Below are 9,631 nucleotides of genomic sequence, written 5' to 3' on the forward strand. Positions count from 1 at the left end.
ATACTCATTAAGTACCTTCTTCATTTTCTGTGGTATCTTAAGTTTTTGTATTAACGTATGGATTCGCTCAAAATATCCATAACGAGCAAATTGCCAAAGAATTTTTAAACTATATTCAGCATGTCTACGCCAACCTGATTTTATGCGCGTTAATTCTTCTGACTTGATATTGTAATAATTCAGAAAGTCGATAATTAGCTTCTGCGTCAACTTGTCTTGGAGCTGGTGTTGTTTTGCAAAATCAATCAATCGGTTCCATGTAGCTTGGTAGCGACGTATCGAGCGATCATGATAATGTAGCTTCTGTAATTGGCTGAGAGCCCCAAAAACAAGTTCATCCAAAGATGGTTTTAATATAGATCTCATAGCTATCTCCATTAATTTTAGCGACCGATTATGGCAACGAACAGAAATAGTATGGATATTATGTACAATAAATTTTGGCTAATTCAATCTAAAAATTGAGGTTTATTTGAACCACTGCATATCACGTTTTACTGAGACATCGTCTCATCACTTTAATTCAAAAATTATAGTATTTGCTATAATCAAAATATTATTCTAAATAGTCAACAACATAACCAAACATGAAATTTAATAGCGAAGAAGAAAAAAAACTTGCTACTGTTATGTTTCAGCTTCTTGATAAATTATTGAGTCCTAACTTGGTCTGCAATGAGAACGGAGTAATAGTATTTGCAAACAAATCCTATACAGAATTAGTAGCTGAAAATCCAGAGAATAAACCTTTTTGGAAAGTGTACCCATTACAAAATACAGTACCAGATTATTTTAACCAAGCTGTTGAACAAAGAGTTGAAACTCGTTCAGAAATAACAGTTAAAGAGAGAACATCCATTGTTCGCGTTATTCCGGTAAGTAATATCTTGGCTAATGAGATAATTTACATGGTATATTTTGAAGATATCACGTCGCAAATTGAGCTTAATAAACAATTAAAAATCGATAAAAAGTTACTACAACAATCTTTTTTAGATACAATTTTATCTTTTTCTGACTTTGTAGAGTCTAGAGACTCTTATACAGCTGGACATCAAAAACGAGTGGCTTTGCTTTCACTGAACATTGCTACTAAAGCAAATATTACTAACCCAAAATGTTTAAGCACGATATATTATGGGGCTCTCATACATGATATTGGAAAAATCGCGATTCCTATGGAATATTTAGTCACACCAAGAAAATTGACTGTGAATGAATATGAAATAATGAAAACTCATGTCGCAATTGGTAATAAAATAATTGAACATATGGATTTTCCTTGGGATATTAAATCTGTAGTGTATCAACATCACGAGCGCATGGATGGTTCTGGCTATCCCAATGGTCTAAAAGGTGATGAAATCACCAAACCAGCTCGCATCGTGGCTATTGCTGATGTATATGAAGCAATGTCAACTAATAGACCTTATCGAAATTTGATATCACAAAAAACTATATTAGAATATTTTGAAGAAAAGAAAGGAACACTGTTTGATGCTAATTATCTTGATTGTTTGTTCCAATGTCTTACTGAACTAGAAGATGTTTATGAAATGAATCCCAATTTTAGACCTTTTGATCCTTTTATTAGTTAGTATTGTTTTTCATATGATTATTTACTCAATTAAGGTCATTTTTTGGCTATAAAAGTCTATTGTCATAAGATGGTTTGGAATATTATGTGTCGTAATTTCTGACCAAATCAATGAAAATATTGATAATTATTTGTCTACTGCACATAATTATTAACTACCCACAATAAATTTTAGTAATATTTAAACGGGAATGCCCAAGTTCGCGGCTAATGATTGATCTCGCCTGCTTATCAATTTGCTTTTCTTCACGATTGAGCTCTTTAGTAGGTTTTCCGCCAGCTATCGGGCAAATTAATCCAACTTTTAAAGAAGCAAATTCTTTAGTCAATTCGGTATATCGACGTTGAGCATAAGCATGACGCAAACCATGCAATTTACAGACTCCCATTAATCTTGCTTGTTGTTGATAATGACCTAAATGTTGCTTATAGGTTCTTTCCGTAGGAATTAGGGACTCACCACGTTTCATCTGTTGCCAGACTTTTGATAGCCATTTCATTTGTTCTTCATTGGTAATTTTAAGCAATCGTCCAATACCACCCTTTGTCCAACTGGGTTTGATATGCAAACAATCACCATGCCAAGCTTCACTTACTACAAATTTCATGGATTCTTCCCTGCGCAAACCAAATAGCATTTGTGCTTCAAGTGAGAGGCGTATATGCGGATCGGTACATAAGTTCAAATCGATATGGTGAATGGCTTTGTTTTGGGTAGGAGTGTAAGTGCGTTTATCAATTTGATAGGAATCATTGCCTGTTTTAACTAACTTGGGTTTATCAAGAAAATAAGCAAGTTTACGCAATTTGGACATGTAATTTTTGATAGTTGCAGGACTCTTACCTTGCTTTTCCAATGCTCAACCAGTATGTAGATATGCTTGGGCTTTATACCATTTAAATGACCAACTTTGAAACCCAATTCATGTAGGTCTTTCATGCAGCGATTAATCATATGCTTCATATCTGCTTTACTGGCATAGGAGTAGCCTTGCATTTGTTTAATTAATTGGTGTACTGAATAAAGTGCACTGCGTAGTTTATTGCTCATTGAGATAACTCCAAAGTGTGGTACGTGATTTCAATCCCATTTCATCCATGATGAGTAAGGACAAACGGTAATGGGATATTTGAGAGGATAATTGTGAATTTAATTGTTGAGCATAAAGATAACGCCAACATTTTTTTCCAGAGAGCCTTAAGGACTTCATCGCCTTTTGCCAGCTAAAACAGATAGCTCGATAACCATGAGTAGTTATAAGGCAATCGTTCCCTTGGGTTAATAGATTAAAATTCTGTATAAGCTTTATTTGAGCTTCGAAGCGAATAGGAATCTTCCTATCCTTGCTATTAAAAGTGATTTCTCGGGTCAGTAATAATTCATGTTCTTGAATATGTACCCCGGGCAAAATGCGCATGGCTTCGCTCAAGGTCAGACCAAAATGAAGTTGAAAGCCTAAAAGGGTTTTGGCAACAGGATCATTGATCTTTTCTAATATATCAGTTGGAGATTTTCGAGTTTTCTTTTTAATTTTCTTAGTTTGCAAACCAAGACTGAGATTATCAATATTCTCAGCATTATGCCCCACATGGGTTAGAAATTTTCGGATGATGGTCATGTAATTCATGAGAGTAGAAGGCTTAACCTTTTTCTTATGCCAATGCTGAATCAGTTGTTGCAAATGGATTGAAGTCAAACCTGGCCAATTGGATGGTGCAAGTCCAAGAACAAAGAGATCCTCAATCATCCTAAGAATAACAAAGCGACGATATTTTTTGCCACGAGGACTACCGCTATTATCATGATCCAGATACTGGCTCGCTATTTGTCTTAAAGAGTTTTTGCGCATAGTTTTATTCAATCAATTTATTTGCCCTGTCTTTGGTTTAGTGTTAATCGAGCGATTCACTCAATGAGGATATCCAGCTTGCACTGCAAGGCTCGAAATGGTGGGGCAAATCAAGGTTAATGATTATTGTGGTACAACGGTTTTTTAGTGGTTTATCTCCTTATTGTTTAAATACAAAAACGCACGGCAATCCAACAGCAGCTGCCGCTGATCCATGGTTAATAAAGAAGTGATTATTAACTTATCTACCCGATGGTAGCCTATCCTAGAACTACAGATTCCCGACTAGACGTCCAGCCACAGGTTATGGGATGAGAGTGGCTTAGCATAAGACCCGAAGGTTTCGCCTGAGTTGCACAGGCTCATCAGTTATGCTTATGAAAAATTTAGCAAATGCAAGATCTGGGGGCAATAGGTTTTGGAGGAATATTTTGTTCAATCCTGTGGTGTGGGATTGAATTTTTAAAGTTAATCTATTGATTTTAAATTTGAATTTTTAGCAAGTTTGTTAGCGTCACTGCAAATGGAGTTGCAGTGACGCTAATATTAGTAATAATTCAGGCATATACTAATGAAGTTCGTTATGTTTATATCAAGTTTAGTTTTATTAGTATTATTAACATTAAATCACAATTATTAAACAGATTATTTTAAAAATAATGGGGTAAATAGGCAATGTATATTCATAATTTGGCATTAAAGAATATTGGACCAATTAATGAACTAATAATAGAATTTCCGTTTCATCAAGGTAAGCCTATACCAATAATATTTATCGGTGAGAATGGAACCGGTAAAACTATCCTTATATCTCAATTAATCGATGCAATTCATGAAATAGCTAATCAGCTATATGATAATATACTACCTATTGAAGGCATGAAATATAAGTATTATAAGGTTTCTGGTGGAATCAATTTAACTTCGGGGGCTGAAAAAGGTTTTTCGCTTGTTACTTTAATTGATGGAGAAAAAAATAAATTAGAGTATTTCGATAAAATTGGAATAGTCACAAAAGATGATTTTAACAGATATGTTCCAGAGTTCTCTCTTAGTCCTAACGACACAAGCTCAAATCAAAAGATAATTTCGCAATTAAGTGATTCGCAAAAACTAAAATTAAAATATGAATTTAATTCAGAGCCCCATTTTTATCAGCCTGCATATCGTTTTGAAGAACCTTTTTGGAAAAATGAGCATAATCGTGATTTTGAAAATCAAAGTTCTAGGTTTTTTGAGGAAAATTTAGCAAAAGAATTAAAAATATTATCTTCTGCTAGAATAAACAAGCAATATTTGCTGGATTTGGTTATTGATTTTACTATTAATTCCAATCCTCATGATCTAATAAAATGGAATCAAATTAATCAATTACTAAGATTAATATTACAAAGGGATGATGTTCGATTTGGTATTGGTCCTCGAGGGGGGTACCGAGTAACAGTTGTCGAGCAGAATGAGGATGGTAGTTTTAAAACACAAGTATTACCCAGTATAGAAAATTTATCTTTAGGTGAATCTATATTACTCTATTTTTTTATAAATATTATTCGCCATTCTGATAATCCTCCGAAGAATTTTGATGCAATCCAAGGTATAGTTATAATTGATGAAGTAGATGTTCATTTACATACAACGCTTCAAACTGATGTACTTCCATCACTTGTTAAACTATTTCCATGCGTTCAGTTTATCTTTACTACTCATTCTCCCCTCTTTTTATTAGGCATGAAAAACATGCTTGGTGAGGATAATCTTGAGTTAAGAAGTATGCCCACAGGAGAAATAATTACTTCAGAAAGATTTTCTGAGTTCCAACATGCTTATGAAGTATTTAAAAATACCAGTAAATATGAAACTGAATTGAAAGAGTATTTGTTAACATTAAATCAACCAGTACTATTTGTAGAGGGTAGCTATGATATTCAGTATATTGTTAAGGCCGCTGACCTTCTAGGAAAAAAAGATTTATTGTCAAAAATCAAGCTTGTTGATGCAAATGGTTTTGGAGGATTAGATCAAATATGGAGACATTATAATACAAAGCTATCTGAAATTTCACCTCAAAAAATATTATTATTGTACGATTGTGATACTAAAAAAACTGATGAAGAAAAAGGAAACGTCATAAAAAAAACAATACCTGTTCAAAATGGCAGTCCAATTAAAAATGGGATTGAGAATCTATTTCAGGAGTCTATTATAAAAGGAGCAAGAAAATATAAAAATGAGTTTATAGATTATACAGAAAAGGTAAACCGCGAGATAAGGGGAAAAGCAGAGATTGTTCCTGAAAAGTATGAAATAAATAAAGATGAAAAAGGCAACCTATGCAACTGGCTATGTGAAAATGGAACAAAAGATGATTTTGCTAAATTTGATATTATTTTTAATATAATTGATGATTCATTATTTAAAAATTAGGGTGATTTGAGCCACTTTCAAAATTAATTCACTTTCTCGTGAATACTAAAATATTGTCGAAAATAATCCTGCTCCTCTACATTAAATCTGAATAATGCATGAGGTCGAGTAGCCACCCCTCATTACTGAAGGGCAGCCCTCTAAGAACGGAGCGTGCGACTTTCACCGCACTCCGCTCAAGCTCGCATAAGGCTGAATGATTCTCAACCCGGCAGATTTTGAGTTGTTGGAACAGATAGAGCGGTTCCTTTTCTCCATATATCGCTGTTTAAAATACTCCGTGTAACAGGGATTAAATGGAGTAGCCTCTGCTTTGATTTTCTTGTGACGTCGAATCGTGGTGTCCTTTGCCTTTTTGAGATAAAGTGGCTTTTTATTACCCCATTTATCTTTCACAATGCAATGGAATCGCCAGTGATCGCCCTCAATAGTGGTAAAGTACTTTTGCATAATCCAGTATCGTCCTTTACGAGGATGTTTTCTGTACAAACACTGCTTGAGCGTCATAAAAATTTCACGATCTATTGCACCAAATACTTTTGAAGAGACCACACTTCTGTAATAATTAGTCCAACCAATGATTTTCGAATTCAATAGATAGATTAACTTTTCTGTTGGAAGTGCAGCACCTTGCTTAATGCAACGTTTGATTTCTTTTGTGAACGCCAATATGCTAGCCTTTGATGGCTTAATCAGCAGTTTTCCATTCGGGTATTTCCGAATGTTAAACCCCAGAAAATCAAAACCCTTTTGAATCGGCGTTATCTTGGTTTTCTCACAAGAAAGTTCAAGCCCTACCTTCTTTAGACCTGCCTCTAGGATTGGGATCACCTCAGCACGTAGCAGTTGTTCGCTTGATGCAGTTACAATGAAGTCGTCAGCGTAAGCGATCATATTGATCTTTTTCTTTTGACGGACTCGTTGTGTATCTTTTGTATCTGTCAGCATTCTTTCCAGGCCTGATAAGGCCATGACTGCAAGTGTCGGTGATATAATGCCACCTTGAGGCGTACCTAATTTAGTTAGATGCGTTGTACCTTCTTCGACATAACCTGCTGTTAGGAATTTCTTAAGGATGATTTTATCCATGGGAATATTCTCTAGTAACCAATCATGGTCGATGCGATCAAAACAAGCTTTAATGTCACCTTCTAATACCCAGGTCGCTGCATGTTGCTTAGCTAACGCGCAGAAACATTGTTCTATTGCGTCATGAGCCGAACGTTTAGGTCTGAAACCATAGGCGTTTATATCGGCTCGTTCTTCTGCAATAGGCACGAGAGCGGCATGCCATAAGGCTTGCATGGCTCTGCACTTCATGACTGGGATTGAGAGTGGGCGTAACTTCCCCGATTTCTTTGGGATATAGACTCGTCTTAAGGGAAGCGGCTTGTATGCTTTCCTTGAGAGAGAATTTACCGCTTGCATCTTGCTTTCAGGCGTTCTCCATGTAATGCCATCAACACCGGCCGTTTTTGCACCAACATTGCTGGTTACACGTTTTACAGCCAGACATTTTCCATAAAACGATGAGGTGAGTAGTCTTTGCAAGGCTTTCACCTTGCCTAGTCTGCCTTCTCTTTCTGCCTTAGCGATACGCATTTGGAGCCGAAATACATGCGTATTTATCCTTGACCAAGGTAATTCTTGCCAAGATTGATGACACGCTGCTGGAGATGCACCAGCGAACTGCTTCACTGTCATTTGCATTTCCCCATGATTATGGTTCCCCAAATTGTCTCGCCATTTTGAACCAGTCCAAAGTGGGCTCACTTTCGTGCCAAGTGATTTATACTTGTATCCGGCTCATTACAAGCCGGCATTTGCTTTCTTGGACATCCTGTTTCTGCAATACGTTAATTCACCTTACGAAGAACCTACCTTTATTTCTAAAGGAGCATTACAGAGTTGCCACGTTCCGCCAGTAGAGCATATAAACTTAGCCGCCTGCTGTAGACCGAGAGGTAATGTTGACGACGAGGAATTTGCCCCACGGATTCCTCCTCCCTCTGTTATCGTGGTATAATTCAGTTGTTTTCCACGACTGGTGATGACGGTCTTTTAAAAGGCAGGTTCAGATGCCTTCGGCTTATCTATTACCTAGCGCTTACCCGAGTTACAACTCTCAGGAGGATCGACTACTCGCGTGTTAGATCCCGCGTTTTCACGCTTTGCCTCATTGTCCGATCCGCTCTTTATTCAGGATCGTAGGTTCATCCAGCCGTATGGATGGTGGTAGTTTCTTTCGAGTACCACAGCTCTATTTGGCGACCTCGTGTCGCACTGGGGTTTCTCCCCTATAAAATCTCGGAATAATTTCACATTATAATAACTCTCTAAGCCCTTGGTAGAATCAGTAAGATCGCGATTTTAAGTAAATTTATGTTCTCAATTTCAGGATTTTGTGAGACGCTCATAGACCTGAAGGCAGCATCATTTTTGAGAATTAACAAGCCAACTTTTTTGACCCAACCAACTTGCGGGATAAGGTCAATAGGTTCCTGATCGATTAACTTTAGTTAACTGTTCTCGTAATCCCTCCATGATCTGTGAAAAAAGTCTCTCATCAGGATCAATTTGCTGAAATTGCTTCCAGGCTTCATTTTTATAGCTAGGAAGAGGGTAGACTTGCCAGAATTTTTCGAATTTTTGGTATTGATCTTGTGGGTTAATGCTGGGCTGCGCTTTGAAGTCTGATTTTAAGTAGACTGATTTTCCAGGTTTGATTGGTTTCAGTTTTTCTGATGGTAATGATTGATTCTGTTCTGCTTCGGTTGATGGATTTGCTTCAGGCTGTGATTCATTTTCAATGTGTACAGGCTCATGTGGGTTAGCCAGAAGGCATTTCACAATGAGGTTTTTGGTTGTTGAGCGAATTTCTATGATGCCTTGGCGTGCCAGAGATTTAATTACACGTTTCATTTGCTGGTGACTAGGACAGCCTGTTTTTACGCCTTTGATTGGTGCGACATAGAGTGTTTCTCTCAGTGACTGGTAGCTGATTTTTCGTTTAATGCCGACTATGAACGTTTTTCTGTCCATGTAGGGGCGGATGCCCATGAGGTAGACCACTCTTTGCATCAGGGGGATTTCGCTGAGTGCGTCCAGTTCGTATGTGGTGACGAATAAGAAATCCATTTTTACTCCTGTTTTAACCCTTTATTTTGATTTCAATTGATATCAAACGCTATCAATCGATGATATTTAGATAACCAAGATGCATTAAACTTGATTCATTCTAGGAAATTGGTAGAGAGTGTCAATAGGGGAAATGAGCTTGATACTAAATGATATTCAATGAACCTTATCTTTTTTTACTTAGAAGTTTTTACATTGGTAATTGGTTATTTTTGTTCAAAATTGTTTAAAAATTTTTTTCTCGCGCGCTAAACACATAAAAAACAGATTTTGGAGTTATGAGGTGGGTCGGCCTGGAGAATTTTGCTTTGTTGGGTTTTTAGATTCGATAGTTTTTTCTGCTTGCCAGTATTGAATCTTGCTATGTCGGGTTTGTGCCGGGTTGATGTGTCGGGTTAGGGTCGGCCTTGTTTTGGACGGATTTCGGCTAATTGATTTGGGGAGTTAAAAATTGGGGTGCAAGTTTAATTTAATGGTCATCTATTGAGGATAATTGTTTAAATCAGGTTTTTTGTCAAAGGTTTTCTGTAGTTGTTATTAACTCATGTTACGCACGGGACTTGCTGGCTGACTAAAAAGCATTAGAATTCCGCTCTTAATTTTAGGGAGGGAATCCAATGGA

General features: G+C 36.6%; 5 protein-coding genes and 2 pseudogenes. 2 read left to right on the top strand and 5 right to left on the bottom strand.

Going from position 1 to position 9,631, the window contains the following annotated elements; translation table 11 throughout:
* A pseudogene (locus tag Lsan_RS10210) lies at window positions 1–366 on the bottom strand (site-specific integrase); the annotation flags it as partial.
* A gap of 221 nt (window positions 367–587) precedes the next feature.
* Here Lsan_RS10210 and Lsan_RS10215 point away from each other — a divergent pair.
* On the top strand, window positions 588–1,598 hold the full coding sequence (locus Lsan_RS10215; RefSeq protein ID WP_058514298.1) for an HD domain-containing phosphohydrolase: 1,011 nt from the start codon (window positions 588–590) through the stop codon (window positions 1,596–1,598).
* Between the two features lie 154 nt (window positions 1,599–1,752).
* Here Lsan_RS10215 and Lsan_RS10220 read toward each other — a convergent pair.
* Both Lsan_RS10220 and Lsan_RS10225 read right to left on the bottom strand, forming a co-directional pair.
* Window positions 1,753–2,648: pseudogene (locus tag Lsan_RS10220) on the bottom strand (phage integrase N-terminal domain-containing protein).
* Entirely contained in the window at window positions 2,638–3,447 is an 810-nt protein-coding gene (locus tag Lsan_RS10225) for a phage integrase N-terminal domain-containing protein (RefSeq protein WP_058514299.1), read from the bottom strand. The pseudogene Lsan_RS10220 and the gene Lsan_RS10225 overlap by 11 nt, the downstream one beginning before the upstream one ends.
* A 675-nt stretch (window positions 3,448–4,122) precedes the next feature.
* Here Lsan_RS10225 and Lsan_RS10230 point away from each other — a divergent pair.
* The gene (locus Lsan_RS10230) at window positions 4,123–5,871 is read left to right on the top strand and encodes an AAA family ATPase (protein WP_058514300.1); all 1,749 of its coding nucleotides are present in this window, start codon (window positions 4,123–4,125) and stop codon (window positions 5,869–5,871) included.
* A gap of 162 nt (window positions 5,872–6,033) precedes the next feature.
* On the opposite strand, the gene ltrA is transcribed toward Lsan_RS10230, so the two are convergent.
* Entirely contained in the window at window positions 6,034–7,575 is a 1,542-nt protein-coding gene (gene ltrA / locus Lsan_RS10235) for a group II intron reverse transcriptase/maturase (protein WP_065236297.1), read from the bottom strand.
* Window positions 7,576–8,361: 786 nt separating this feature from the next.
* Entirely contained in the window at window positions 8,362–9,009 is a 648-nt protein-coding gene (locus tag Lsan_RS10240; protein WP_058514301.1) for a hypothetical protein, read from the bottom strand.
* Window positions 9,010–9,631 lie beyond the last annotated feature (622 nt).

Source organism: Legionella santicrucis, from assembly GCF_001468135.1.
In the GTDB taxonomy this organism is placed as follows: domain Bacteria; phylum Pseudomonadota; class Gammaproteobacteria; order Legionellales; family Legionellaceae; genus Legionella; species Legionella santicrucis.

Excerpts from the sequence above, each read along its gene's own strand:
- Lsan_RS10215 (WP_058514298.1), top strand. The coding sequence starts at position 588 with ATGAAATTTAATAGCGAAGAAGAAAAAAAACTTGCTACTGTTATGTTT.
- Lsan_RS10225 (WP_058514299.1), bottom strand. The coding sequence starts at position 3,447 with ATGCGCAAAAACTCTTTAAGACAAATAGCGAGCCAGTATCTGGATCAT.
- Lsan_RS10230 (WP_058514300.1), top strand. The coding sequence starts at position 4,123 with ATGTATATTCATAATTTGGCATTAAAGAATATTGGACCAATTAATGAA.
- ltrA (WP_065236297.1), bottom strand. The coding sequence starts at position 7,575 with ATGACAGTGAAGCAGTTCGCTGGTGCATCTCCAGCAGCGTGTCATCAA.
- Lsan_RS10240 (WP_058514301.1), bottom strand. The coding sequence starts at position 9,009 with ATGGATTTCTTATTCGTCACCACATACGAACTGGACGCACTCAGCGAA.